Raw genomic sequence first — 24,833 nt, forward strand, 5'->3', positions numbered from 1 at the left:
CTCAACGGTCCACTCTCTCACCCGTCTCCGACGGGTCGGTGCTTTCGGGACCGGTGTCCGGTGTCGGGTCACTCGGCTGCTCGGGGTCGTCCTCCCCGGACGCCGTACCGGCTTCGCCGTCGGGGCCGTCCTCCTGGCCGTCCTGCTCGGCCAGCCGGCGGGCCGCCCGCTTGCGCTGCGTGTACATCCGGAAACCGGCCAGCACGAGCAGCAGGAGGCCGCCGGCGATGACGAGCATGACCGTGGGAGTGACCTCGGTGGCGTTGACCTCGAAGTGCACGGCATCTCCGTAGAGCTGCCCGTCCTCCGTGTAGAGCTGGGCGTAGACCGGGACCGGGCCGTTGGCGTTGGCCGTAGTGGTGAACTTCACGGACTGGGAGTGCCCGCCCGCGATCTTCACCGGGTGCTCCTCGAACTGCCCGTCGCCGATCTTGAGCCGGGTGGGGTTCTGCGAGTACAGCCGCAGGGTCAGGTTCTCGACGCCCTGCACCAGATTGTTCTGCACGGACACCGGGATGGTCGCGCTGCGCCCGGAGAGCTTCGCGTCGGACCTGTTGATCAGGGCGACCTGCTCGGTCAGCTCGCGCAGGTAGCTCTCGACGCTGCCCCGGTAGGTGGACGCCTCCGCCGGGCGGCCGCGCCAGGACGTGGACATCTCACGGTCTATGGCCCGCCCGAACGGGGTGACCACCCGGTCCTCGTCCGTCAGGATCACCTGGAAGCGCTCCAGCATGCCCTGGGTGTCGCGGATCGACTCGAAGGCCGACTGCGGCAGCTCCTGCCTGCGCAGCGAGGTCGGGTACGCCCCGGCCGAGGGCACCCGGGTCGTAGCCCGCGGGTCCGGCTTCTCCTTCGCCGCCGCGGTGAGGTCCTCGGGCTGCGACCACTGACCGCCCTGGAGCGCGGTCAGGGCCTTCGCCATGGTCTGGGCCTGGCTGGCCGACGGCATGCGCTGCGGGGCGACCACGACGCTGCGCTGCCTGCCGGGGTCCTGGAGGTTGAGCATCAGGCTCTGGGCGACGAACTCCTGGACGGCGAGCGTGGAGTTCTCGGCCTCCGACATGTCGCCCTGGAAGGCGGTGGACAGACGGGCGTCGGCGACCACGGCGGTCGTTCCCCCGCCGATGGGCCGGGCCGCGTTGGGTGAGTACGGCAGGCCGCTGGTCTCGCGCAGGCTGTCGCTGCGGGCGATCACCGTGTGGGCGCCCGCGGAGGTGGACACGTCGACGATGGACGGGTCGATCGCCCCTTCGGCGGGCCAGGCGAAGTCCGTGCTCGGCTTGACGTGCAGGATCGTGTCCACCGCCCGGACCCCGGCTTCGGTGGCGTCCTTGAGGTGGCTGAGGGATCCGCTGACCGCCCTGCCGTTGTGCGCGAGGGAGGCGAGGTCGGGGTCGGCGAAGGGCAGCGCGACGATCTTCTTGCCCTTGACGGCCGCCTCCAGGTCGTTGAGCCACTCCGTGGCCACTGCCTGGTGCTTGCCGGTCCTCGTGGTCTTCCCGTCGTCGTTCTGGATCTGGTAGCCCTTGGTCATCGCCTCGACGGTGGCCAGCAGGTCCGGGTCGATGACCCACGTGACGTCCAGGTCACTGCCGAGGGCCAGCAGCTGCTGCAGGCGTCCGCCCGGGGCCAGCTCCTCGGCCAGATCGTCGTTCTTGAAGACGGGCGTCTGCTGCTCGTCGGACTCCGTCTTCGCCGTGAGGTGGGTGTCGGAGATGAGCGGCCACAGGTAGGCCGTCTTCGTCTTCGTCTCGGCCGCCCCGGGCTGCCACGGCAGGAAGGTGCGCTCGATGCCGAGCACCTGCGGATAGCCCTGTGCCGGGGTCTGCCCGGTGAGGGTCACACCCAGCTGGTAGACACCGTCGGACCCGAGGTCCAGGGCCTTCACGGGCACCTTGATGCTGAAGTCCTGCCGGACGCCGGGAACGAGCTTGTCGAACTTGTCGACGTACTTGCCGCCGACCTCGCTGCCGTCCGATCCCGGCTGGAAGCCCCGGCGCTCCGCCGCCCGGTCGATCTCGCTGCGGCCACTGAACGAGGGGCCGACCCGCAGCCCGACCTGGGCCCCGGTCACCGGCTGCCTGCTGTTGTTGGTGACGGTGCCGGAGACGGTGAGCGTGTCGTCCTCGCCCGGGAGCGTGGGAGTGAGCGCGTCCAGGGAGACGTCGACGGTGGTGGAGCCGGTGGCCTCGGCCGCCGCGCTCGGCACGGTGGCGTGCGCGGGGCCCGCCGGGGCCTGGAGGAGGCCGGCCAGCAAAGGGGTACCCACCAGGAGTGCCGCGGTGCGCCGCAGCCACCGGCGGGCAGGTGAGGGGCTCGTCCCCGGGAAGTCTGCCGCCTCGGCCACGCGTTCGCCCGTCCCTCGTCGTCAGTGGTCGTCGGTTGTGCGTCCACGCATGGTAACGATGCGCGCTGGGGCGAAGTGCCGCGGACTGCTCCACGGGATCGAAGGACCCCCTCGGGGGGGTGCCGAGACGCGGTCCGCGTCGGTGCGGGCCGCGGGCGGCCGACGGCGATCGGGTCGGCTCCGGGCGCCCGGGGCACGTACCCTTTTCTGTTGTGCCGAACGCCAATGAAGACAATCCCAGCGCACTGAGCCAGGTGCAGCGCCGCGCGGTCGCCGAACTGCTGCGCGTGTCCCCTGTCGCGGACGACCTCGCCCGCCGTTTCCAGGAGGCCGGCTTCTCTCTCGCCCTGGTCGGCGGCTCGGTCAGGGACGCCCTGCTGGGCCGGCTCGGCAACGACCTGGACTTCACCACCGATGCCCGCCCCGAGGACGTCCTGCGGATCGTACGGCCGTGGGCCGACGCGGTGTGGGAGGTCGGGATCGCCTTCGGGACGGTCGGCTGCCAGAAGGAGGGCCGCGCCGGCGACACCGAGCAGAGCTTCCAGATCGAGATCACGACGTACCGCTCGGAGGCGTACGACAGGACCTCGCGCAAGCCCGAGGTGTCCTACGGCGACTCCATCGAGGAAGACCTCGTCCGCCGTGACTTCACCGTGAACGCGATGGCTGTGGCGCTCCCCGAGAAGGAGTTCATCGACCCGCACGGCGGGCTCGAGGACCTGTCCGGGCGTGTCCTGCGGACCCCTGGCACGCCCGAGGAGTCCTTCTCGGACGACCCGCTGCGGATGATGCGGGCCGCGCGGTTCGCCGCGCAGCTGGACTTCGAGGTGGCGCCCGAGGTGGTCGCCGCGATGAAGGCGATGGCCGAGCGCATCGACATCGTCTCGGCGGAGCGCGTGCGGGACGAGCTGAACAAGCTGATCCTCTCCACCCACCCGCGCAAGGGCCTCGCCCTTCTCGTCGACACGGGCCTCGCGGCGAGGGTCCTGCCCGAGCTTCCGGCGCTGCGCCTGGAGCGGGACGAGCACCACCGGCACAAGGACGTCTACGACCACTCGCTGATCGTTCTCGAGCAGGCGATGGCGCTGGAGACGGACGGCCCCGACCTGACGCTCCGGCTCGCGGCACTGCTGCACGACATCGGCAAGCCGAAGACGCGGCGCTTCGAGAGCGACGGCCGGGTCTCCTTCCACCACCATGAGGTGGTCGGAGCCAAGATGGTCAAGAAGCGCATGACGGCGCTCAAGTACTCCAACGAGCTGGTGAAGGACGTCTCGCGCCTCGTGGAGCTCCACCTCCGCTTCCACGGCTACGGCACGGGCGAATGGACGGATTCGGCCGTGCGCCGCTACGTACGGGACGCGGGGCCGCTCCTGGAGCGCCTGCACAAGCTGACCCGCTCGGACTGCACCACGCGCAACAAGCGCAAGGCGAACGCGCTGTCGCGTGCGTACGACGGTCTGGAGGAGCGCATCGCCCGCCTCCAGGAGCAGGAGGAGCTGGACTCGATCCGCCCTGACCTGGACGGCAACGACATCATGGAGGTCCTGGGCGTGGGCCCCGGGCCGGCCATCGGCAAGGCCTACAAGTTCCTGCTGGAGCTGCGGCTGGAGAACGGCCCCATGGAGCGGGACGCGGCGGTGACGGCACTCAAGGAGTGGTGGGCCTCGCAGGACTGAGGCGAGAGGGGTGTTTCACGTGAAACACCCCTCAGCGCCCAAGAACGATCAAGACGGACCAAGGCGCGCCAAGACGGACCAAGGGGCGGTGTTTCACGTGAAACCGTGAAACACCGCCCCTTGGAATCTTCTGGACCTTCCTGGTCCCGCTACTTCGTCTTCTTCAGGCAGAGCACCACGTCGTGGCCCTTGCCCTGCTGGTAGTAGGCGATCTGGGAAGTCTTGACCGCCCGGCACTTCTCGGCATCGCTGGTGCCGTCGAACTTCTCGACCACCTTGAACTCGGAGTCGCTGGACGAGCAGTCGACTTCCTTCAGATCCGGCTTGAAGTCCGTGCCCTCGTTGTGCATGCAGCTGCCGACCGCGGTCGTCTCGGCATCGCTCTTGCCCAGGTACCACTTGCCGACGGCTATGAGGATGGCGACGAGGATGAAGCCGCCGATGCGCAGGAGGAGCTTCTTGCCGCGGCCTTGGCGCGGAGTGGCCGGCGGGGGAACCGGGGCGCCCTGGTTGAAGGCCGGGTACGGCGGCTGCGGGGCCGTCGGCTGACCCTGCTGCGGGGCACCGCCCTGGGGCTGGCCGTAGGGGTTCTGAGGCTGGCCGTAAGGGGCCTGTCCCTGGGGCGGGTACGGAGCTTGGCCCTGGGGCGGCGGAGTGGTCACTTTGGGGGTCCCCCTCGAACGAGAGCGCGATGGCGCGGATAAGACGCCCGTAAGTTATCCGGACGCAGTGACATCTCTGAAGCCCAGAGAGGCTCTGTGGCATTGATGTGACACTTACTGCACGTCAAACCGGGCCATAGCCGAAGCAATCGCTGCGTACAGCAGTGCCACGGTGGCGACAAGTGGAACCGATCGGCCGTCAGGCGGCAGCATCAGCGCGGCCACTGCGGCCGCGCCCACGAAGGCGACGTTGAAGAGCACGTCGTAGAGGGAGAAGATCCGGCCACGGAAACGGTCGTCCACCGAGGACTGCACCACCGTGTCCGTGGCGATCTTCGCGCCTTGGGTGGTCAGTCCGAGGACGAAGGCGGCGACGAGGAGCGGGGCGGCTTCGAACGAGAGGGCCAGGGCCGGTTCGAGGAGCGCCGCCGCTCCCGCGCACACGGCGACCCACCGGCCGGGTCCGAGCCGTTCCACCGCGGCCGGTGTCACCACGGCCGCCACGAAGAACCCCGCCCCGGAGACGCCGACGGCGAGGCCGAGCAGCGCCAGCCCCTCGGACTCCGTCGACGTCCAGGCGTACCGGCACAGCATCAGGACCATGACGGTCAGCGCGCCGTAACAGAATCGCAGCACCGTGATGGCGGCCAGTGCGCGGGCCGCCGCGGGGCGCCGCGCCAGGTGTCTCACGCCCGCCCGCAGGCCGCGTGCCGTGCCGGCCAGGGTCTGGCCGAGGCGGGGCCGCACCCGTTCGGGGTCGGGGCCGAGCAGCCCGCGGGACATCCTCAGCGAGGCGAGCGCCGCGCAGAGGTACAGGGCCGCTCCGAGCAGCACCACCGCCGCGTCCGAGTCGGGGCCCGCCAGACGGACGACGAAGGCGAGGCCGCCACCGGCCGTAGCGGCCAGCGTCCCCGCGGTCGGCGAAAGGGAGTTGGCGATGACCAGCCGGTCGGCGTCGACCACCCGCGGCAGCGCGGCCGAGAGCCCGGCGAGGACGAAGCGGTTGACGGCGGTGACGCACAGGGCGGAGACGTAGAAGAGCCCGTCGGGGACGCCGCCGAGCATCAGCAGGGCGGTCAGCGCCGCCAGCACCGCGCGCAGGAGATTGCCGTGGAGGAAGACCTGCCGCCGTGGCCAGCGGTCCAGGAGGACACCCGCGAAGGGGCCGATCAGCGAATACGGGAGGAGCAGCACCGCCATGGCGGAAGCGATCGCCGCGGGCGAGGTCTGTTTCTCCGGGGAGAAGACGACGTACGTGGCGAGGGCGACCTGGTAGACGCCGTCCGCGCTCTGGGAGATCAGTCGTACGGCGAGCAGGCGCCGGAAGTCCCGCAGACGCAGCAGTACACGCAGGTCACCGACGACGGCCATGGCCCCCACTTTCCCGAGGGTCCCCACCCTCACTCACGAGGAGGGCCCCCGGGCGCGATGCCCGGGGACCCTCTCAAGCGGCAGGAAGAGAGCTGGTCAGCGCTCGACCTCGCCCTTGATGAACTTCTCGACGTTCTCGTAGGCCTCGTCGTCGAAGTACTGCACCGGCGGGGACTTCATGAAGTACGAGGACGCGGAGAGGATCGGGCCGCCGATGCCCCGGTCCTTGGCGATCTTCGCGGCGCGCAGGGCGTCGATGATGACACCGGCGGAGTTCGGGGAGTCCCAGACCTCCAGCTTGTACTCGAGGTTCAGCGGGACGTCACCGAAGGCGCGGCCCTCGAGGCGGACGTACGCCCACTTGCGGTCGTCGAGCCACGCGACGTAGTCCGACGGGCCGATGTGGACGTTCTTCGCGCCCATGTCGCGGTCGGGGATCTGCGAGGTGACGGCCTGCGTCTTCGAGATCTTCTTCGACTCGAGGCGCTCGCGCTCCAGCATGTTCTTGAAGTCCATGTTGCCGCCGACGTTGAGCTGCATGGTGCGCTCGAGCCGGACACCGCGGTCCTCGAACAGCTTCGCCATCACGCGGTGCGTGATGGTGGCGCCGACCTGCGACTTGATGTCGTCACCGACGATCGGCACGCCGGCCTCGGTGAACTTGTCCGCCCACTCCTTGGTGCCCGCGATGAAGACCGGCAGGGCGTTGACGAACGCGACCTTCGCGTCGATGGCGCACTGCGCGTAGAACTTCGCGGCGTCCTCGGACCCGACGGGCAGGTAGCAGACGAGGACGTCGACCTCGCGGTCCTTGAGGACCTGGACGACGTCGACCGGGGCCTCGGTGGACTCCTCGATGGTCTGGCGGTAGTACAGGCCCAGGCCGTCGAGGGTGTGGCCACGCTGGACCTGCACGCCGGTGTTCGGCACGTCGCAGATCTTGATGGTGTTGTTCTCGCTGGCGCCGATCGCGTCCGCGAGGTCGAGGCCGACCTTCTTCGCGTCGACGTCGAAGGCGGCGACGAACTCGACGTCACCGACGTGGTACTCGCCGAACTGGACGTGCATCAGGCCCGGGACCTTGGCGTCCGGGTCGGCGTCCTTGTAGTACTCGACGCCCTGGACCAGCGAGGCGGCGCAGTTGCCCACGCCGACGATGGCTACGCGAACCGAACCCATTCCGGTTGCTCCCTGTTTGTTCTCGGTATTCCGGTTGAAACCCCGCGGAACGCTGGGTCTCACTTGGCGGGGCGGTCGGACGGATCCGGCGGCGGGTCGTTGTCCCGCCGCCGGGGCAGGCCCGTCGACTCCCCAGATGTGCTGTTCTGCTGAGCGGAGCTTTCGGGGGAGGGCCGTTGCTGGTCCCGTCCCGCTCGCTCGCTCTCGATGAGCTCGTTCAGCCAGCGCACTTCGCGCTCCACGGACTCCATGCCGTGCCGCTGCAGCTCGAGCGTGTAGTCGTCGAGGCGCTCCCGGGTACGGGCCAGGGAGGCGCGCATCTTCTCCAGACGCTCTTCGAGGCGGCTGCGGCGGCCTTCGAGCACCCGCATCCGCACGTCCCGCGAGGTCTGCCCGAAGAAGGCGAAGCGGGCCGCGAAGTGCTCGTCCTCGTACGCGTCCGGGCCGGTCTGCGAGAGCAGGTCCTCGAAGTGCTCCTTACCTTCCGCCGTCAACCGGTAGACGATCTTGGCGCGTCGCCCGGTGAGCGGAGCCGCGAGGGCGTCCTCGGAGGTGCTGCCCTCCTCTTCGATCAACCAGCCGTTGGCGACCAGCGTCTTGAGGCAGGGGTAGAGCGTCCCGTAGCTGAAGGCGCGGAACACCCCCAGCGACGTATTGAGGCGTTTGCGCAGCTCATAGCCGTGCATCGGGGACTCTCTGAGGAGGCCGAGGACGGCGAATTCCAGGATGCCGGAGCGCCTGCTCATCTTCGCCTCCCGTCTGCCGTGGTCCCTCGGAGCGGCCCTTGTGCCGACCCTTATGCCGAGCTGATGTATCGACTCGATACATCGAGACGATAGAACGGTGATCCACGTGAGACAAGAGGGGGCACGGTGAACGGCGTCACATCACCGATTCGTAGGAAGTAACTTGCCTGATTTGGGGTGAACTTCGGTCCTACGAGGGTTTTGACCGTGCGTAGTCTGTGCGCCATGCATGCCACCGGGAACCAAGTGACCCCAGGGAGCGTCGTCGTCCCCGGTGTAGTGCGGGTGGGCGCCGGGACGGGCGCACCCGTACGTCGGGGGGACCGGAAACCAGCCGCCGTTTCCAGGCGCGGGCAACTGCGCCTGCCCGAGGAGTAATCGTTCGATGAGCGAGCACCGTCGCAAACCGCCGCAGCAGCAGGGCGGCGGACGAGCCGCGGCCAGGCGTGGCGCCCCAGCAGCGCCGTCGGGCCGCCGTGCGGCACCGCGAGATACCACTGGACCGTCCTCTTCCTCCTACGGAGACAGCTCCTACGGAGAAGCGGCCTATGGAGACCCCTCGTATGGGGAGGCGTCCTACGGGACGCGTGCGTCCGGTGCCCCGGACGAGGGGGAGCGTCCCTACGGCGGGCGGGCCCAGGCCCGTCGCGCCGCGCAACGCAGCGGTTCGGTCGGCGCGAGCGGTGGTCGCCGCCGGGCGGCCGAGGCCGGCGGTGGCGGACGCGGCGGTGACGGGGGGCGTCGCGGCGGTGGGTCCGGTGGCTCGGGCGGTGGCGCCGGGCGCGGCCGGGGCCGGGGTCCCGGGCCGTCCGGGAAGAAGCGGTTCATCGACTACCCGCGCGCGGGCCGCCACGGCATGCGCCGCTGGATTCCGTCGTGGCGCCTGGTCAGCGGCCTGTTCCTCGGCTTCCTCGGCAGCCTGATGGTGGTCGCGGGCATCTCGTACGCGTTGGTGGAGGTGCCGGAGGTCGACAAGGCGGCCAAGGCCCAGAACAACGTCTACTACTGGGCCGACGGCAAGCAGATGGTCGCGACCGGTGGTGAGCGCAACCGCCAGATCATCGGCTACGACGACATCCCCAAGGAGATGCGCTTCGCCGTCATGTCGGCCGAGAACAAGACGTTCGAGGACGACAAGGGCGTCGACCCGATGGGCATCGCGCGTGCCCTGGTCAACATGGCCAAGGGCGGGCAGACGCAGGGCGGCTCCACGATCACCCAGCAGTACGTGAAGAACGCGCGGCTGGGTGACCAGTCGCAGACGTTCAGCCGCAAGTTCAAAGAGCTGTTCATCTCCATAAAGGTCGGCCGGACCGAGTCCAAGGAAAAGATCATGGCCGGCTACCTCAACACGGCCTACTACGGCCGTGGGGCCTACGGCATCCAGGCGGCCGCGCGGGCGTACTTCGACAAGGAGGCCAAGGAGCTCGACCCGAGCGAGTGCGCTCTCCTCGCGACGGTCCTCAAGGGCGCCACGTACTACGACCCGGCCGGCTACCCCGAGATCGACCCCGCGGCCAGTCGGCAGGACAACACCGAGCGCGCCAAGAAGCGGTGGAAGTGGATCCTCGACGAGGAGGTCAAGGACGGCCGCCTCACCTCCGCGGAGCGGGACAAGTACCAAGACTTCCCGAAGCTGAAGAACCCGCGGTCGAACACCCAGCTGGGCGGCCAGACGGGTTACCTGGTGGACCTGGCCAAGGCCTACGTCATCCGGACCACCGACATCACCGCCGAGCAGCTCCAGCGGGGTGGCTACGAGATCCACACGACCTTCGACAGGACGAAGGTCAAGGAGCTCGAAAAGGCGGTCAACAAGGTCCGCAAGGAAAAGATCAAGCCGAAGCTGCGTCCGGAGAAGGACACGCACGTCCAGTTCGGCGGGGCGTCCGTGGACCCCGAGGACGGTGCGATCAAGGCGATCTACGGCGGCGTCGACGCGACGAAGCACTTCACCAACAACGCCGACCAGACCGGCGCCCAGGTGGGTTCGACGTACAAGCCCTTCGTGCTGGCCGCCGCCTTCAAGTACGGCGTGCGCGATCCGAAGGGCCCGGAGATCCAGAGCGAGGCCGAGCGCACGGTCGTCAATCCGAAGAGCCTGTACAGCGGAAAGAACGAACTGAAGATCCAGAATTACAACGGCACCGTCTGGACCGACCGCGACGGCAAGCAGTGGAACCAGAAGAACGACGGAAACCAGTCGTACAACCCGCCCACCTACCAGATCGACCTGCGTGAGGCGATGCGCGAGTCGGTCAACTCGGCCTATGTGCAGCTCGGCATGGACGTCGGACTGAGCAAGGTGAAGGAGGCGGCGATGGACGCCGGCCTCCAGGACGACCGGTCCATGGCCAGCTCCAACTACCCGTCGTTCTCGCTCGGCACCTCCTCGCCGAGCGCGATCCGGATGGCCGGGGCGTACTCCACCTTCGCGGCCAGCGGCAAGCAGAACGACCCGTACTCGGTCACCAAGGTCGTGCACGAGGGCGACGAGGTCTACAAGCACGAGAAGCACACCAAGCGAGTCTTCGAGCCGGAGGTGGCGGACAACGTCACCGATGTGCTGAGGACCGTCGTGGAGAAGGGCACCGGCACCTCGGCCCAGCTGGGCAACCGCCCGGTCGCGGGCAAGACCGGTACGACCGACGGCAACAAGTCGGCCTGGTTCGTCGGGTACACCCCGCAGCTCTCGACGGCGGTCAGCATGTACCGCCTGGACGACGACGAGGCCAACAAGAAGCGCGAGTTCCTGGAGATGTTCGGCACGGGCGGTGAGGAGAAGATCCACGGCGCCTCGTTCCCCGCGAAGATCTGGCAGGACTACATGTCGAACGCGCTCAAGGGGGAGCTCGTCGAGAACTTCCCCGTGCCGCAGCCCATCGGAAAGGTCGTCGGCGAGACGCCCCCTCCGCCGCCGAGCCCGACGGCGACCGAGGAGCCGACGAAGGAGGAGGACGAACCCTCGCCTCCGGCACCGACCGAGACGGAGACGACGAAGCCCCCCACGAAGTCGCCCGACCCCGAGGAGTCCTGCAGCCAGTGGGACTGGGAGTGCGGCCACGAGAACGGGGGAGTCGACGGCGGTGCCGAGGATGGTGGCGCCAACGGCGACCCGGGCGGGGAAACCCCGACTCCCACGACTGATCCGCCCGGCCAGGGGGACGGAGGGCTCTTCGGCGGCCCGCGAGGCCGACAGGGCTGAGCGGGGCCTCCGCCGGGCTGAGCGGGGCCGTCAGCCGGGCTGAGCCGCCCAGCGGATGTTTCACGTGAAACGAGGGCCGCCACACCGAGGGGTGTGGCGGCCCTCGCCGTGTTCTCCATCGAGTACGGGCCGCTTTCTCCGTCTCGTAAGGACCGTGTCCTCAGCCGCGTACGGGCCGTGTTCCCAGCCAGGTACGGCAGGATGGCGGGCATGCCCAGTGCAGACCCCAGCGCCGATCCGGGCGCAGAGACGCCGAGCACGAGCGTGTACGAGGCCGTGAACCCGCGGGAACCCGAGCCGGTACAGCCGACCATGGAGGACGAGGTCGCCCGGGCCGGCAGCGAGCTGCTCGGCGGTCCCCTTGGCCGAAGAGCGTTGACCTGCGCGACCTGGTGGACGCCGGTACGCGTCATCGCGCTCGTGGCGCTCGGGATGTTCGCGCTCGGGATGGTCCAGAAGATGCCGTGCTACAACGGCGCGTGGTTCTTCGGGACCAGCTCGCAGTACACGCACGCGTGCTACTCCGACATCCCCCACCTCTACGAGGGACGCGGCTTCGCCGACGGCCTCGTGCCGTACGTCGACAAGCTGCCCGGCGACATGGAGTACCTGGAGTACCCGGTCCTGACCGGCCTGTTCATGGAGTTGGCCTCCTGGGTGACGCCCGGCAGCGGATCGATCCACCACCAGGAGAAGATCTACTGGATGGTCAACGCGGGGATACTGATGGCCTGCGCCGCCGTCGTCGCCGTCTGCGTCACCCGCACGCATCGCCGCCGCCCCTGGGACGCCCTGCTCGTGGCCCTCTCGCCCGCCCTGGCGCTGACGGCCACCATCAACTGGGACCTGCTCGCCGTCGCCCTCACGGCCGCCGCGATGCTGATGTGGTCCCGGGGGCGCGCCCTCGCTTTCGGCGTTCTCCTGGGGCTCGCCACGGCCGCCAAGCTCTATCCCGTGCTGCTGCTCGGACCGCTGCTGATCCTGTGCCTGCGCGCGGGCCGGTGGCGGGAGTTCGGGGCCGCCCTGGCGGGCGCGGCGGGCACCTGGCTCGTCGTGAATCTGCCGGTGATACTGCTCGCCGGTGAGGGCTGGTCGAAGTTCTACACGTTCAGCCGGGAACGCGGCGTCGACTTCGGATCCTTCTGGCTGATCCTCGACCAGCGCATGGACTCTCCCCTGGCCACGGACACCGTGAACCTCCTGGCGATGGTCCTGATGCTTCTCGTCTGCCTCGGCATAGGAGTGCTCGGTCTGACCGCCCCGCGCCGGCCGCGCTTCGCGCAGCTGGCCTTCCTGGTGGTCGCCGCCTTCGTCCTGACCAACAAGGTCTACTCGCCGCAGTACGTCCTGTGGCTGATCCCCCTGGCGGCGCTCGCGAGGCCGCGCTGGCGCGACTTCCTGATCTGGCAGGCGTGCGAGGTCGTGTACTTCCTCGGGATCTGGATGTACCTGGCGTACACGACCAGCGGAGACGCCCACAAGGGTCTGCCCACCGAGGGCTACCAGGTCGTCATCGCCATCCACCTGCTGGGGACGCTGTACCTGTGCGCCGTGGTCGTACGGGACGTACTGATGCCGGAGCGGGACGTGGTGCGGCGGGGCGGGGACGACGACCCTTCGGGCGGTGTCCTGGACGGGGCGGAGGACGTCCTGGTCCTGGGGGCCGGGGCCCACTCCGGGCGGCGTGTGGCGCACTCCGGTGCGGGAGCGCTCGTGAAGTGGGGGTCGGTCACCGACAGGGTTTCGCCCTGAGCGAACAAGGGCCCTCGCATGGCCGAAGGGGCCGGACACGAGCAGGTCGTGTCCGGCCCCTTCGGTGTGGTGCGCGGCGTTCCGGAGCGGTGTGATGCGTGGTGCCCGGAGATGACTCAGCGATCCACCATCCGGTCGAACTGCGTGGTGGTGTGCCGCAGATGGGCCACCAGCTCGTCGCCGACCTTCGGCTCCGGGGCGTCGGAGGGCACGAAGAGGATGGACACCTGCATGTGCGGCGGCTCGGCGAACCAGCGCTGCTTGCCGCCCCACACGAACGGCGAGAGGTTGCGGTTGACGGTCGCGAGGCCGGCGCGGGCCACCCCCTTGGCGCGGGGCATCATGCCGTGCAGCGCCTTAGGGGCCTCCAGGCCCACACCGTGCGAGGTGCCGCCGGCGACCACGACGAGCCAGCCGTCGGACGCGACCTTCTGCTGGCGGTAGCCGAAACGGTCGCCCTTGGCGACGGCGGTGACGTCCAGGACGGCGCCGCGGTACTGGGTGGCCTCGTGGTCGCCCAGCCAGAGGTTCGTGCCGATGCGCGCCCGGAAGCGGGTCTGCGGGAACTGCTGCTGAAGGCGCGCGAGTTCATTGGCCTTGAGGTGGCTGACGAACATCGTGTGCAGCGGGAGGCGGGCCGCGCGCAGGCGGTCCATCCAGCCGATGACCTCCTCGACGGCGTCCGAGCCGTCGGTGCGGTCCAGCGGCAGATGGATCGCGAAGCCTTCGAGGCGCACGTCCTCGATGGCGGCGTGCAGCAGCGGAAGCTCCTGCTCGCTGACGCCGTGGCGCTTCATCGAGGACATGACCTCGATGACGACGCGGGCGCCCACCAGGCCGTGCACGCCGTCGAGCGACGACACGGAGCGCACGACGCGGTCGGGCAGCGGAACCGGCTCCTCGCCCCGCCGGAACGGGGTCAGGACGAGCAGGTCGCCGCTGAACCAGTCCTTGATCCGGGCCGCTTCGTAGGTGGTGCCCACGGCGAGGATGTCGGAGCCGAAGCGCGTGGCCTCCTCGGCCAGGCGCTCATGACCGAAGCCGTAGCCGTTGCCCTTGCAGACCGGGACGATGCCCGGGAACTGCTCCAGCACGTTCTTGTGATGTGCCCGCCAGCGCGCGGTGTCGACATAGAGCGTGAGCGCCATGGCTGGATCCCGGAACCTTTCTCGTGTCTGCGGTGTAGCTGAGTGGTGGTACGAAATTGTGCGGGATCAGCGGCGCGACATGTACATGTCGAGTGCCTTGTGTAGCAGCTTGTTGAGCGGGAAGTCCCACTCGCCGATGTACTCGGCGGCCTCGCCGCCGGTGCCCACCTTGAACTGGATCAGACCGAAGAGGTGGTCCGTCTCGTCCAGGGAGTCGGAGATGCCGCGCAGGTCGTAGACCGTGGCCCCCATGGCGTACGCGTCGCGGAGCATCCGCCACTGCATCGCGTTCGAGGGCCTGACCTCGCGCCCGATGTTGTCCGAGGCGCCGTAGGAGTACCAGACGTGACCGCCGACCACGAGCATCGTGGCCGCCGAGAGGTTCACGCCGTTGTGGCGCGCGAAGTACAGCCGCATGCGGTTGGGGTCCTCGGAGTTGAGGGCCTGCCACATCTGCTGGAAGTAGCCGAGCGGCCGCGGGCGGAACTTGTCGCGCACGGCCGTGATCTCGTAGAGGCGCTGCCACTCCGCGAGGTCCTGGTAACCGCCCTGGACGACCTCGACGCCGGCCTTCTCGGCCTTCTTGATGTTGCGCCGCCACAGCTGGTTGAAGCCCTTTTGGACCTCGTCCAGGGAGCGGTTGGCCAGCGGCACCTGGAAGACGAAGCGGGGCTGCACGTCACCGAAGCCGGCGCCGCCGTCCTCACCCTGCTGCCAGCCCATCCGGCGCAGCCGGTCGGAGACCTCGAAGGCGCGCGGCTCGATGAACGTGGCCTCGGTGTCCCGCAGGCGCTTCACGTCCGGGTTCTGGATGCCGGCCTTGATCGCCGGAGCGTCCCAGCGGCGGATCACGACGGGCGGGCCCATCTTCACGGAGAAGGCGCCCTGCTGCTTGAGGTGCGCGAGCATCGGCTGGAGCCACTCGTCGAGGTTCGGGGCGTACCAGTTGATGACCGGGCCCTCGGGGAGGTACGCGAGATAGCGCTTCAGCTTGGGCAGCTGGCGGTAGAGCACCAGGCCGACGCCGACCAGGTACCCGGTCCTGTCGTCGAACCAGCCCAGGTTCTCCGAGCGCCATTCGCTCTTCACGTCAGCCCATGCCGGGACCTGGCAATGACTCGCCGACGGCAGTGTCTGGATATATGCCAGATGCTGCTCGCGACTGATGGTCCTCAGGGTCAGACTCATTCGGGGCGCTCCTCGGCTGGTGTGTCCCCATGGGTTCAGGGGCTCCGGCTCTCGCGCCGAAGCCTACTGCGCCCCGGGAGCGCCCCGACTGGCCGTAGGCGACCTCAGCACCCCGGCCCGCCCGGGGCCGGGGTGCCGCGAGGGCGTCAGCCGACGACTCCGCCGAAGAGTCCGCCGTGTGCCATGCCCAGGAAGAACCCGATCGCCGAGGCCCCGAGGCCGATGATCAGGCCGAAGCGCTCGCGGGTCGTCGCCGAGATGAACTGGCCGTACGCACCCGTGGCGATCCCGACCAGGCCCGCCCAGGAGCTGAGCAGATGGAGGTGGTGGAACATCGCCGTCACGAAGGCGATCACCCCCAGCACCAGCGTCACGCCGACCAGCGTGTCCTGGAGCGGATGGGGTCTGCCGTCCGAGGCGAGGAGAGAGGTGGTGTTGTTGTGTCGCATTGTCTGTGCCATGGCAGGCACCTCCTGCGGAAAGCGGCGCATCGTAGCGCCATGCACACCCGATGTGTACAGATTCTGCCCGTCCGCCGCCGGATTTCAACCGGAAGCCTCGGTGCGGGTAGTCTGTACCGTCTGCACCCGTGTCTGTCCGGCCACGGCAGGAGCTCCCGTTCGCGGAAGCCGATTGTCAGTGGCGGCCGATACGGTTGCGTACGCATCACGACCCTCCTGCCACGGAACGACCGTGGCCGCTGAGTCCAAAGGAGGTGGGTTCCACATGCGTCACTACGAAGTGATGGTCATCCTCGACCCCGATCTGGAGGAGCGCGCCGTCGCCCCCCTGATCGAGAACTTCCTCTCCGTCGTCCGTGAGGGCAACGGAAAGGTCGAGAAGGTCGACACCTGGGGCCGTCGTCGTCTGTCCTACGAGATCAAGAAGAAGCCCGAGGGCATCTACTCGGTCATCGACCTCCAGGCCGAGCCTGCGGTCGTCAAGGAGCTCGACCGACAGATGAACCTGAACGAGTCGGTCCTCCGGACCAAGGTCCTCCGTCCCGAGATGCACTGAGCTCTCTAGCTCAGCGGCACCCGGGAATCGAGTAGCAGCAACAAGCAGCCAGCAGCAAACCCGCCGAGAGGTTCCCCCATGGCAGGCGAGACCGTCATCACGGTCGTCGGCAATCTTGTCGACGACCCCGAGCTGCGCTTCACCCCCTCCGGTGCGGCGGTCGCGAAGTTCCGTGTCGCGTCCACCCCCCGCATCTTTGACAAGCAGACCAATGAGTGGAAGGACGGCGAAGGCCTGTTCCTGACCTGCTCGGTCTGGCGTCAGGCGGCGGAGAACGTCGCGGAGTCGCTCCAGCGAGGCATGCGCGTCATCGTGCAGGGCCGGCTGAAGCAGCGGTCCTACGAGGACCGTGAGGGCATCAAGCGCACGGTCTACGAGTTGGACGTCGAGGAAGTCGGCGCCAGCCTGAAGAACGCCACGGCCAAGGTCACCAAGACCACCGGTCGAGGCGGCCAGGGCGGTTACGGCGGCGGCGGTGGCGGCGGCCAGCAGGGCGGCAGCTGGGGCGGTGGCTCCGGCGGCGGTCAGCAGCAGGGCGGCGGCGGTGCTCCCGCCGACGACCCCTGGGCGACCGGTGCGCCTGCCGGTGGCGGTCAGCAGCAGGGCGGCGGCGGTGGCGGCTGGGGCGGAAGCTCCGGCGGCTCCGGTGGCGGCTACTCGGACGAGCCCCCCTTCTAAGCCCCAGGGCTTTGGGCCTTCGGGCCGAGGGTGGGCCGTACCCACACTTCTTGATCACACAGGAGAAACACCATGGCGAAGCCGCCTGTGCGCAAGCCTAAGAAGAAGGTCTGCGCTTTCTGCAAGGACAAGGTCACGTACGTGGACTACAAGGACACGAACATGCTGCGGAAGTTCATTTCCGACCGCGGCAAGATCCGTGCCCGCCGCGTGACCGGCAACTGCACGCAGCACCAGCGTGACGTCGCCACGGCCGTCAAGAACAGCCGTGAGATGGCGCTGCTGCCCTACACGTCCACCGCGCGATAAGGGAAGGGTGACCGACTAATGAAGATCATCCTCACCCACGAGGTCTCCGGCCTCGGTGCCGCCGGCGAGGTCGTAGACGTCAAGGACGGCTACGCCCGCAACTACCTGATCCCGCGGAACTTCGCGATCCGCTGGACCAAGGGTGGCGAGAAGGACGTCGAGCAGATCCGTCGTGCTCGCAAGATCCACGAGATCGCGACGATCGAGCAGGCCAACGAGATCAAGGCCCAGCTCGAGGCCGTCAAGGTCCGCCTGGCCGTCCGCTCCGGTGACGCCGGTCGTCTCTTCGGTTCCGTCACCCCGGCCGACGTCGCTTCGGCGATCGAGGCTGCCGGTGGCCCGAAGATCGACAAGCGTCGTGTCGAGCTGGGCTCGCCGATCAAGACCCTGGGCGCCCACGCGACGTCCGTGCGTCTGCACCCCGAGGTGGCCGCGAAGGTCAACGTCGAGGTCGTCTCCGCCTAAGCGTTCCGCTTGGCAAGACTGAGTGAAGGGGCCGCACCCGATGGGTGCGGCCCCTTTGCCGTCCGCTGTTCCACGTGAAACGCCTTCCGTCGTCCCAAGTGGATCACCGTTGGCTGTTTCACGTGAAACGCCATCCGCTGTCTCACGTGACGCCCTCCGCTGTTTCACGTGGAACAACGGGGCGTTCAGCGGGTGGCGCCCGTGACGATCCAGCGGCCGGAGCGGGAGCGCAGCCACAGGGTCAGCATCCGCACCAGCATCATCAGCGTCATGGCTCCCCACACCGCGGTCAGCCCGCCGCCGAGGACCGGTACCAGCAGGGCGACCGGGGTGAAGGCGGCCAGCGTGAGCAGCATCGCCCAGGCGAGGTAGGGCCCGTCGCCGGCCCCCATCAGCACTCCGTCGAGGACGAAGACGATGCCGCAGATCGGCTGGGCGAGTGCCACGACCATGAGTGCGGGCAGTGCGGCGTCCCGGACCGCGGCGTCGCCCGTGAAGAGCGGGATGAACACGGGCCGCGCGAGCACGACCAGCAGTCCCAGGCCCACTCCCGCGGCGATACCCCACTGCACCATGCGCCGGCAGACCGCGCGGGCGCCCTCGGCGTCACCGGCGCCGAGATGGCGGGCGATGATCGCCTGTCCCGCGATGGCGATGGCATCCAGCGCGAAGGCCAGAAAATTCCACAGGGAGAGAGCGATCTGGTGAGCGGCGACCTCCGCGTCACCCAGACGCGCCGCTACGGCGGTGGCGAGCATCAGGATGGCCCGCAGGGAGAGCGTGCGGACCAGGAGCGGCGCCCCTGCCTGGGCGCAGGCCCGGATCCCGGCGGCATCGGGACGGAGCGACGCGCCATGCCGCCGGGCTCCGCGTACGACGACGAAGAGGTACACCGCGACCATGCCGCACTGCGCGATGACGGTCCCCCAGGCCGAACCGGCGATGCCCAGGCCGGCGCCGTAGACCAGGCCCACGTTGAGGGCGGCGTTGGCGACGAAGCCGCCGACCGCGACGTAGAGGGGCGTCTTCGTGTCCTGGAGGCCTCGCAGCACGCCGGTGGCGGCGAGGACGACGAGCATGGCGGGGATGCCCAGGGATGAGATCCGCAGATAGGTGATCGCGTATCCGGCGGCGGCGTCCGAGGTGCCGAAGGCGTCCACGACCACCGGTGCGGTGGGCATGGCGACGGCGATGACGGCGGCGCCCAGCAGGAGCGCGAGCCAGATGCCGTCCATGCCCTGGCGGATGGCGGCGGGGAGATCGCCGGCGCCCACCCTGCGGGCGACCGCGGCGGTGGTGGCGTAGGCGAGGAAGACGAAGACGCTCACCGCGGTGGTGAGGAGACCCGAGGCGATGCCGAGGCCGGCCAGTTGCGCGGTGCCGAGGTGGCCGACGATGGCGCTGTCGGCGAGCACGAAGAGGGGCTCGGCGACCAGTGCGCCGAAGGCGGGGACGGCGAGCGCGATGATCTCCCGGTCGTGTCGTCGCCGGTCGGCCTTGGGCGCGAGGGGGGCCTGTGTCATGGACACCAATCTAATCTTCCACAGGTAAGAGATGCAATCCCTTAGAGACCCTTACTTAGACGCGCGGTGGAGGCTCGGTGACGCGCCGTTTGTCGTGATCTTGGCCCGCTGGGAAAAGTTTTTCTTCTGCACAGCCGGTGGATGGGAAAACCGCAGGTCAGAGACGCTGGCACGCAGGGTCTGAGGGCTTGTTCACAGGGCTGTCCACCGGGCCGTGCACAGGTTTCGCGGAGTTCTCCACAGCATCGGGCCCGTCATCCACACCACCTGTGGATAACCAGATTGGCTGACGGTGCCCGCGGGCCTACCGTGGTCCGGCGCCCGCCTCGTCGTACGACCTCGGAAACCCGGTAAAACCGACGCGTCAGAACCGGAGTTGGGCCCCCTTGTTTGTCAGTGTCGTGCCGTAAGTAAGAGGGGCACGGCGAGGTCCGCGCGGCGGACGGGAGGAGGTGGCCCGGTGAGTATTTCCGAGCCTTTGGACGACCCCTGGGCCGACAGCGGTCCCAGTGACCGTCTGCCCGTCTCCCGTCAGCGCCGTGACAGCGGCAGGGGCCGCGACGAGCAGCACGAGCGCGGCCGGGAGGGCGGCTGGGACGGGGGAGGTTCGTCCTTCGAGCGTGTCCCCCCGCAGGACCTCGACGCGGAGCAGTCGGTACTGGGCGGAATGCTGCTCTCCAAGGACGCCATCGCCGACGTCGTGGAGGTGCTCAAGGGGCACGACTTCTACCGGCCCGCACACGAGACGATCTACGCCTCGATCCTCGACCTGTACGCGAAGGGCGAGCCGGCCGACCCGATCACCGTCGCGGCCGATCTGACCAAGCGCGGCGAGATCACCAAGGTCGGCGGCGCGTCGTATCTGCACACGCTGGTCCAGACGGTCCCGACCGCGGCGAACGCCGAGTACTACGCGGAGATCGTCCACGAGCGCGCGGTACTGCGGCGACTCGTCGAGGCCGGCACTCGCATCACCCAGATGGGTTACGCGGCCGACGGTGACGTCGACGAGATCGTCAACAGCGCCCAGGCGGAGATCTACGCCGTCACCGAGCAGCGCACCACCGAGGACTACCTCCCGCTCGGCGACATCATGGAGGGCGCCCTCGACGAGATCGAGGCGATCGGTTCACGGTCGGGGGAGATGACCGGTGTACCGACCGGCTTCACCGACCTCGACCAGCTCACCAACGGGCTGCACCCCGGACAGATGATCATCATCGCGGCGCGGCCCGCGATGGGTAAGTCCACGCTCGCGCTGGACTTCGCGCGGGCCTGTTCGATCAAGCACAACATGCCGAGCGTGATCTTCTCGCTCGAAATGGGGCGCAACGAGATCGCGATGCGTCTGCTGTCCGCCGAGGCGCGCGTGGCCCTGCACCACATGCGGTCGGGCACGATGACCGACGAGGACTGGACCCGGCTCGCCCGCCGCATGCCGGACGTCTCGGCCGCCCCGCTCTACATCGACGACTCCCCCAACCTGTCGATGATGGAGATCCGCGCCAAGTGCCGGCGCCTCAAGCAGCGCAACGACCTGAAGCTCGTCGTCATCGACTATCTGCAGCTGATGCAGTCCGGCGGCTCCAAGCGGGCCGAGAGCCGGCAGCAGGAGGTCTCGGACATGTCGCGAAACCTGAAGCTCCTGGCCAAGGAGCTGGAGCTGCCGGTGATCGCGCTCTCCCAGCTGAACCGTGGTCCCGAGCAGCGCACCGACAAGAAGCCCATGGTCTCCGACCTGCGTGAGTCCGGCTCGATCGAGCAGGACGCGGACATGGTGATCCTGCTGCACCGCGAGGACGCGTACGAGAAGGAGTCGCCCCGCGCGGGCGAGGCGGACATCATCGTGGGCAAGCACCGTAACGGCCCGACGGCCACCATCACGGTCGCCTTCCAGGGCCATTACTCGCGCTTCGTGGACATGGCGCAGACCTGATCAGAGCCGACCCGCCCCCCGGGGGGCCCGCACCGGGCAGCGTGCATGCCGACTCGCCGGGGTGGCCTGGGCTCAGTGTGTGGGCAGGGTGTGGGCGAGGAGGGGGAGCAGGCGGTCCCAGTGGCGTTGCATGCCGCTCGGGCTGAAGGCCGATGTGTCGGACATGGTGAAACCGTGGGCGGTGCCGGGGTAGATCTCGGAGGTGTGGTTGACGCCCGCGGTGTCCAGGGCCTCGTTGAGCTTGGCCAGGGCCTCGGGCGTGAGGTCGGTCTCGGCGTGGCCGAAGTGGGCCTGGGCGGTGAGCTTGGAGAACACATCGGTGCCGTCGGCGCTCACGGGGGCGTGGAACGCGGCGAGGGCGGCCACCTGGTCGGGGTGGGCCACAGCGGTGCGCGTGGCCAAGAGGCCGCCGAAGCAGTAGCCGGTCACCGCGACGGGGCCGGGGGCGACCTCTGGCTGGGCGGCGAGGAAGCTGAGGTAGGCGTCGGCGTCCATCAGGGCGCGTTCGGCGGTGTGCGCATTGACCAACGGCATCACCTCGGCCAGGACCTTGGGGCGGACCTCTTCGCCGATGTACTCGGGAAGTTCGGTCAGGGGCGCTGTGCCGTGCCGGTAGAAGAGGTTGGGGACGAGTACGTAGTAGCCGTGCCCGGCCAGTTCACCGGCCAGCTCCCGCAGGACGGGCCGGATGCCCAAGGCGTCGGCGTACATGAGCACTCCGGGATGCCGCGTGCCGTCGTCGGGGAAGGCGGCGAACGCGTCGGCCTGGCCGTCCGGGGTGGGGATCCGCAGGTTCTTGATGGGCAAGAGCTTCCTTCCGTCGGTTTCACTCGATCTGCGTGGGATGCGCTCGATTTCCATCAACGGTCGCTCGCTCTACGCTGAGGGCCCGCGACGGACGTCTGTGCCACTGACGTTCTCGCTCGAACGTACATCGTTAGTCGAACTAACGTAAAGATTGAGATGGGCGCCATGACCAGTGCCGAGGCTGCGGACCAGTCCCATGACGGCACACCGAGGACGCCCGACAGGCTGCGGCGGCGGGCCAGCCGGCTCCTGTCGCAGCTGACCGCGCGGTCGGACCGGCTGATCAACGAAGGGCTGGCCCGGGCGGACGCCCGCAAGTGGCATTACGCCGTACTCGCCGCACTGGAGGAGGGCGGCCCGGGCAGCCAGGCGGCGTTGAGCGGCCGCACCGGCATCTACTGCAGCGACATGGTCGGCGTGCTCAACGAACTGGTCGAACGGGGCCTGGTCGAGCGCGCCCCGGATCCCGCCGACCGGCGCCGCAACGTCATCACGATCTCCGCCTCGGGGCGCCGTCATCTGCTCCGCCTCGACCAGGTCCTGGACGACCTGCACGACGTACTGCTCGCGCCGCTGAGCCCGGAGGAACGCGATCAGTTCGTGGGGTTGCTCATCCGCCTCCTGGACCATGCCGGGCCTCTGCCCGCCTAGCGGAGGCAAGCTGCTCGGGCGAGACCGGTCAGCTCACAGGAGAGGTCCCACAGCTTGGCCGCCGCGTCGGTGTCCCGGACCCAGGGCTTAACTCCCCCGATGAGCATGTCCTCGGTGGTGGCCGGTTCGGCGATGTCACAGTCCTGGCAGTACGCGCCGTCTCCGGGCAGGCCATGACGCCCGCGCCGTTGATGAGGAGGTGGAGGGGGCGGCCGGTCTCCAGGAACCGCTCCGCGAAGACGCGGACGCTGCCCAGGTCGGCCAGGTCGAGGGCGTGTACCTCGGTACGGGGAACGCCCCGCAGATCGGCCTCCGCGGTGTCGGGCCGGCGGGCCGGGACGACGACGTGGGCACCGGCCCGGACGAGGGCCCTGGTGGTCGCCAGACCCAGACCGGAGTAGCCGCCGGTGACCAGGGCGGTGGCACCCGCCAGGTCGCGGCCCGCCAGCACGTCGTCGGCGGTGCTGTGAGCGCCGAGCGGGGAGCCGGGTTTTCGCTGTCCCGTGATCATGCGGGGGAGGCTAGGACCTGGAGTGCGGTCCAGATCAAGCGCTGACGTCAGCGCGGTCGCCCCTGGGCGAAGTGCGAGGGGCGAGGGAAGGCGCGGCACTTGGGCGACGGAACGGCGAGTGGGCCGGTGGACCCTGTTTCCGGCCCCGCCTGTGACCTGACCCGGCCCCTGGTACCTACGCCGACACCGACGGCGACGCGCTGACCTCCCCATGAATCCGCTCGACGTATCGGCATCCCCCCGATGAACTGGTCCCATGACAACGCCTCATGAAGAACTGCTCCCCGCCACCCGCCGAGCCCTGCTGCACCGCATCGCCACCGCCCAGGCAGAGGGCCGGGCCCCCTCGCTGATGGCCTCGGTCGCCCGGGACGGCGAGTTGGTGTGGAGCGGCGGACGCAGCATGGTCGACGGGCACGCGCCGGATGAGAACGTCCAGTACCGCATCGGGTCGATCACCAAGACCTTCACCGCCGTACTGGTGATGCGGCTGCGGGACGAGGGGGTGTTGGACCTGGGCGACACATTGGAGAAGCACCTGCCGGGGACCGGCGTGGGCGAGGTCACGATCGCCGAACTCCTCGCGCACACCGGTGGTCTGGCGGCCGAGACACCGGGTGAGTGGTGGGAGCGCACGCCTGGATCGACGCGCCCCAACCTCACCGATGTGCTGGGCGAGCAGCCCTTCAAGCACCCCGTCGGACGTCGTTTTCACTACTCCAACCCCGGCTACACCCTGCTCGGTTCGCTAGTGGAGGCGCTGCGGGGGGCCTCCTGGGAGGAGGTGCTGCGCCGCGAGATCCTGGAGCCTCTGGGCCTCGACCGTACGAGCGCGCGGCCCGAGGCACCCCATGCGGGCGGCTGGGCCGTGCATCCATGGGCGGACGTGATGATGCCGGAGCCCGACGAGGACCTGAGACTGATGGCGCCGGCGGGCCAGCTGTGGTCCACGACGGCGGACCTGGCGCGCTTCGCCTGTTTTCTCGTCAAGGGCGACGAGCGGGTGCTCGGTGCGGAGTCACTGCGGGAGATGCGGACCCCGTCGGCGCCCTCCCAGGCGGACAATTGGGAGCGGACGTATGGCCTGGGGATGGATCTGCTGCGTTGGGAGGGGCTCAGCCTGGCCGGGCACACGGGGTCGCTCCCGGGCTTCCTGGCCGGACTGTGGGTCAGCGAGCGGGAGGGGCTGGCGGCGGTGGTTCTCGCCAACTGCACCTCGGGGCCCCTGGTGGCGGCTGTGGCCGCCGACCTGGTGAAGATCGTCGCCGAGGCCGAGCCGCGCATCCCGGAGCCGTGGCGCCCCCTCCCGGAAGTCGACGAGAAGGTTCTGGAGCTGACTGGCCCTTGGTACTGGGGCACTCAGGTGCTCGCACTGCGGCTGGTGAACGACGGCGGGGTCGAGATCGGCCCGCTGACGGGCGCGGGACGCCGAGCGCGTTTCCGGCCGCATGGTGACGGCACGTGGCTGGGGCTGGACGGCTATTACGCGGGGGAGCTGCTCCGGGCGGTGCGACGGGGAGACGGCTCGGTGAGCCATCTCGATCTCGGGTCGTTCGTCTTCACCCGGGAGCCCTACGACGAGGGAGCACCGGTGCCCGGCGGGGTGGACCCGCAGGGGTGGCGCGGTTTCTAGAGACGGCATGTTTCACGTGAAACGAC

At 69.1% G+C, this 24,833-nt stretch carries 20 protein-coding genes and 1 pseudogene; 10 read left to right on the forward strand and 11 right to left on the reverse strand.

What is annotated here, in order from left to right; all coding sequences use genetic code 11:
• Position 1: 1 nt before the first annotated feature.
• A complete protein-coding gene (locus ABZ385_RS04745) occupies positions 2-2,347 on the reverse strand; it encodes a DUF6049 family protein (protein WP_358909679.1) in 2,346 nt (781 codons plus the stop codon).
• A gap of 212 nt (positions 2,348-2,559) precedes the next feature.
• Here ABZ385_RS04745 and ABZ385_RS04750 point away from each other — a divergent pair, with 212 nt between their 5' ends.
• Positions 2,560-4,026 (forward strand): CCA tRNA nucleotidyltransferase, encoded by a 1,467-nt coding sequence (locus tag ABZ385_RS04750; RefSeq protein ID WP_358578124.1) that lies wholly within the window; start codon positions 2,560-2,562, stop codon positions 4,024-4,026.
• Between the two features lie 149 nt (positions 4,027-4,175).
• Here ABZ385_RS04750 and ABZ385_RS04755 read toward each other — a convergent pair whose 3' ends face one another.
• The 4 genes from ABZ385_RS04755 to ABZ385_RS04770 form a co-directional block, all read right to left on the reverse strand.
• Positions 4,176-4,688 carry a hypothetical protein gene (locus tag ABZ385_RS04755; RefSeq protein ID WP_358578126.1) on the reverse strand — a complete coding sequence of 171 codons (513 nt, stop codon included), beginning with the start codon at positions 4,686-4,688 and terminating at the stop codon, positions 4,176-4,178.
• Between the two features lie 114 nt (positions 4,689-4,802).
• Positions 4,803-6,059 (reverse strand): MFS transporter, encoded by a 1,257-nt coding sequence (locus ABZ385_RS04760; RefSeq protein WP_358909681.1) that lies wholly within the window; start codon positions 6,057-6,059, stop codon positions 4,803-4,805.
• A gap of 96 nt (positions 6,060-6,155) precedes the next feature.
• Complete coding sequence (locus ABZ385_RS04765) at positions 6,156-7,238, reverse strand: inositol-3-phosphate synthase (RefSeq protein ID WP_358697931.1); 1,083 nt, start codon at positions 7,236-7,238, stop codon at positions 6,156-6,158.
• A 59-nt stretch (positions 7,239-7,297) separates the two neighbouring features.
• Positions 7,298-7,984, reverse strand: coding sequence for a helix-turn-helix transcriptional regulator (locus ABZ385_RS04770; RefSeq protein ID WP_358697929.1), 687 nt, complete (start codon positions 7,982-7,984; stop codon positions 7,298-7,300).
• Positions 7,985-8,369: 385 nt separating this feature from the next.
• On the opposite strand from ABZ385_RS04770, the gene ABZ385_RS04775 reads away from it, so the two are divergent.
• Complete coding sequence (locus tag ABZ385_RS04775; RefSeq protein ID WP_358909682.1) at positions 8,370-11,189, forward strand: transglycosylase domain-containing protein; 2,820 nt, start codon at positions 8,370-8,372, stop codon at positions 11,187-11,189.
• A gap of 312 nt (positions 11,190-11,501) precedes the next feature.
• Positions 11,502-12,941: a glycosyltransferase 87 family protein gene (locus tag ABZ385_RS04780; protein WP_358696511.1), complete on the forward strand. Its 1,440-nt coding sequence runs from the start codon at positions 11,502-11,504 to the stop codon at positions 12,939-12,941.
• Positions 12,942-13,057: 116 nt separating this feature from the next.
• Here the strand turns inward: ABZ385_RS04780 and ABZ385_RS04785 are convergent, their stop codons facing one another.
• The 3 genes from ABZ385_RS04785 to ABZ385_RS04795 all read right to left on the reverse strand — a co-directional run bounded on the left by ABZ385_RS04785 (position 13,058) and on the right by ABZ385_RS04795 (position 15,738).
• Positions 13,058-14,089: an alanine racemase gene (locus ABZ385_RS04785; RefSeq protein WP_358909684.1), complete on the reverse strand. Its 1,032-nt coding sequence runs from the start codon at positions 14,087-14,089 to the stop codon at positions 13,058-13,060.
• 66 nt (positions 14,090-14,155) lie between these two features.
• Positions 14,156-15,277, reverse strand: a complete 1,122-nt coding sequence (locus ABZ385_RS04790) for a peptidoglycan bridge formation glycyltransferase FemA/FemB family protein (RefSeq protein WP_358578140.1) — start codon at positions 15,275-15,277, stop codon at positions 14,156-14,158.
• Between the two features lie 146 nt (positions 15,278-15,423).
• Positions 15,424-15,738 (reverse strand): hypothetical protein, encoded by a 315-nt coding sequence (locus ABZ385_RS04795; RefSeq protein ID WP_358909686.1) that lies wholly within the window; start codon positions 15,736-15,738, stop codon positions 15,424-15,426.
• A gap of 265 nt (positions 15,739-16,003) precedes the next feature.
• Here ABZ385_RS04795 and rpsF point away from each other — a divergent pair, with 265 nt between their 5' ends.
• From rpsF to rplI, 4 genes are all read left to right on the forward strand, one after another.
• Positions 16,004-16,294: a 30S ribosomal protein S6 gene (gene rpsF, locus ABZ385_RS04800; protein WP_086797674.1), complete on the forward strand. Its 291-nt coding sequence runs from the start codon at positions 16,004-16,006 to the stop codon at positions 16,292-16,294.
• Between the two features lie 78 nt (positions 16,295-16,372).
• Positions 16,373-16,972, forward strand: a complete 600-nt coding sequence (locus ABZ385_RS04805; protein WP_358696506.1) for a single-stranded DNA-binding protein — start codon at positions 16,373-16,375, stop codon at positions 16,970-16,972.
• 72 nt (positions 16,973-17,044) lie between these two features.
• On the forward strand, positions 17,045-17,281 hold the full coding sequence (rpsR, locus tag ABZ385_RS04810) for a 30S ribosomal protein S18 (protein ID WP_003949403.1): 237 nt from the start codon (positions 17,045-17,047) through the stop codon (positions 17,279-17,281).
• An 18-nt stretch (positions 17,282-17,299) separates the two neighbouring features.
• Complete coding sequence (gene rplI, locus ABZ385_RS04815; protein WP_358578150.1) at positions 17,300-17,746, forward strand: 50S ribosomal protein L9; 447 nt, start codon at positions 17,300-17,302, stop codon at positions 17,744-17,746.
• A gap of 185 nt (positions 17,747-17,931) precedes the next feature.
• Here rplI and ABZ385_RS04820 read toward each other — a convergent pair whose 3' ends face one another.
• Positions 17,932-19,269, reverse strand: a complete 1,338-nt coding sequence (locus ABZ385_RS04820) for an MATE family efflux transporter (RefSeq protein WP_358909687.1) — start codon at positions 19,267-19,269, stop codon at positions 17,932-17,934.
• 460 nt (positions 19,270-19,729) lie between these two features.
• On the opposite strand from ABZ385_RS04820, the gene dnaB reads away from it, so the two are divergent.
• The gene (gene dnaB / locus ABZ385_RS04825; RefSeq protein ID WP_358578155.1) at positions 19,730-21,205 is read left to right on the forward strand and encodes a replicative DNA helicase; all 1,476 of its coding nucleotides are present in this window, start codon (positions 19,730-19,732) and stop codon (positions 21,203-21,205) included.
• Between the two features lie 72 nt (positions 21,206-21,277).
• Here dnaB and ABZ385_RS04830 read toward each other — a convergent pair whose 3' ends face one another.
• Positions 21,278-22,012 carry a dienelactone hydrolase family protein gene (locus tag ABZ385_RS04830; protein ID WP_358909689.1) on the reverse strand — a complete coding sequence of 245 codons (735 nt, stop codon included), beginning with the start codon at positions 22,010-22,012 and terminating at the stop codon, positions 21,278-21,280.
• A gap of 165 nt (positions 22,013-22,177) precedes the next feature.
• On the opposite strand from ABZ385_RS04830, the gene ABZ385_RS04835 reads away from it, so the two are divergent.
• Positions 22,178-22,663 (forward strand): MarR family winged helix-turn-helix transcriptional regulator, encoded by a 486-nt coding sequence (locus ABZ385_RS04835; protein WP_358578160.1) that lies wholly within the window; start codon positions 22,178-22,180, stop codon positions 22,661-22,663.
• Between the two features lie 141 nt (positions 22,664-22,804).
• Here the strand turns inward: ABZ385_RS04835 and ABZ385_RS04840 are convergent.
• Positions 22,805-23,174, reverse strand: a pseudogene (locus ABZ385_RS04840) (SDR family NAD(P)-dependent oxidoreductase); the annotation flags it as partial.
• A 256-nt stretch (positions 23,175-23,430) separates the two neighbouring features.
• Here ABZ385_RS04840 and ABZ385_RS04845 point away from each other — a divergent pair.
• A complete protein-coding gene (locus ABZ385_RS04845) occupies positions 23,431-24,807 on the forward strand; it encodes a serine hydrolase domain-containing protein (protein WP_358909690.1) in 1,377 nt (458 codons plus the stop codon).
• Positions 24,808-24,833 lie beyond the last annotated feature (26 nt).

Source organism: Streptomyces sp. NPDC005898 (genome assembly GCF_040629635.1).
GTDB lineage: Bacteria > Actinomycetota > Actinomycetes > Streptomycetales > Streptomycetaceae > Streptomyces.

Coding starts and splice junctions, on each gene's coding strand:
- ABZ385_RS04760 (WP_358909681.1), bottom strand. CDS start 6,059: ATGGCCGTCGTCGGTGACCTGCGTGTACTGCTGCGTCTGCGGGACTTC.
- ABZ385_RS04765 (WP_358697931.1), bottom strand. CDS start 7,238: ATGGGTTCGGTTCGCGTAGCCATCGTCGGCGTGGGCAACTGCGCCGCC.
- ABZ385_RS04770 (WP_358697929.1), bottom strand. CDS start 7,984: ATGAGCAGGCGCTCCGGCATCCTGGAATTCGCCGTCCTCGGCCTCCTC.
- ABZ385_RS04775 (WP_358909682.1), top strand. CDS start 8,370: ATGAGCGAGCACCGTCGCAAACCGCCGCAGCAGCAGGGCGGCGGACGA.
- ABZ385_RS04780 (WP_358696511.1), top strand. CDS start 11,502: ATGGAGGACGAGGTCGCCCGGGCCGGCAGCGAGCTGCTCGGCGGTCCC.
- ABZ385_RS04785 (WP_358909684.1), bottom strand. CDS start 14,089: ATGGCGCTCACGCTCTATGTCGACACCGCGCGCTGGCGGGCACATCAC.
- ABZ385_RS04790 (WP_358578140.1), bottom strand. CDS start 15,277: ATGAGTCTGACCCTGAGGACCATCAGTCGCGAGCAGCATCTGGCATAT.
- ABZ385_RS04795 (WP_358909686.1), bottom strand. CDS start 15,738: ATGGCACAGACAATGCGACACAACAACACCACCTCTCTCCTCGCCTCG.
- rpsF (WP_086797674.1), top strand. CDS start 16,004: ATGCGTCACTACGAAGTGATGGTCATCCTCGACCCCGATCTGGAGGAG.
- ABZ385_RS04805 (WP_358696506.1), top strand. CDS start 16,373: ATGGCAGGCGAGACCGTCATCACGGTCGTCGGCAATCTTGTCGACGAC.
- rpsR (WP_003949403.1), top strand. CDS start 17,045: ATGGCGAAGCCGCCTGTGCGCAAGCCTAAGAAGAAGGTCTGCGCTTTC.
- rplI (WP_358578150.1), top strand. CDS start 17,300: ATGAAGATCATCCTCACCCACGAGGTCTCCGGCCTCGGTGCCGCCGGC.
- ABZ385_RS04820 (WP_358909687.1), bottom strand. CDS start 19,269: ATGACACAGGCCCCCCTCGCGCCCAAGGCCGACCGGCGACGACACGAC.
- ABZ385_RS04835 (WP_358578160.1), top strand. CDS start 22,178: ATGACCAGTGCCGAGGCTGCGGACCAGTCCCATGACGGCACACCGAGG.
- ABZ385_RS04845 (WP_358909690.1), top strand. CDS start 23,431: ATGACAACGCCTCATGAAGAACTGCTCCCCGCCACCCGCCGAGCCCTG.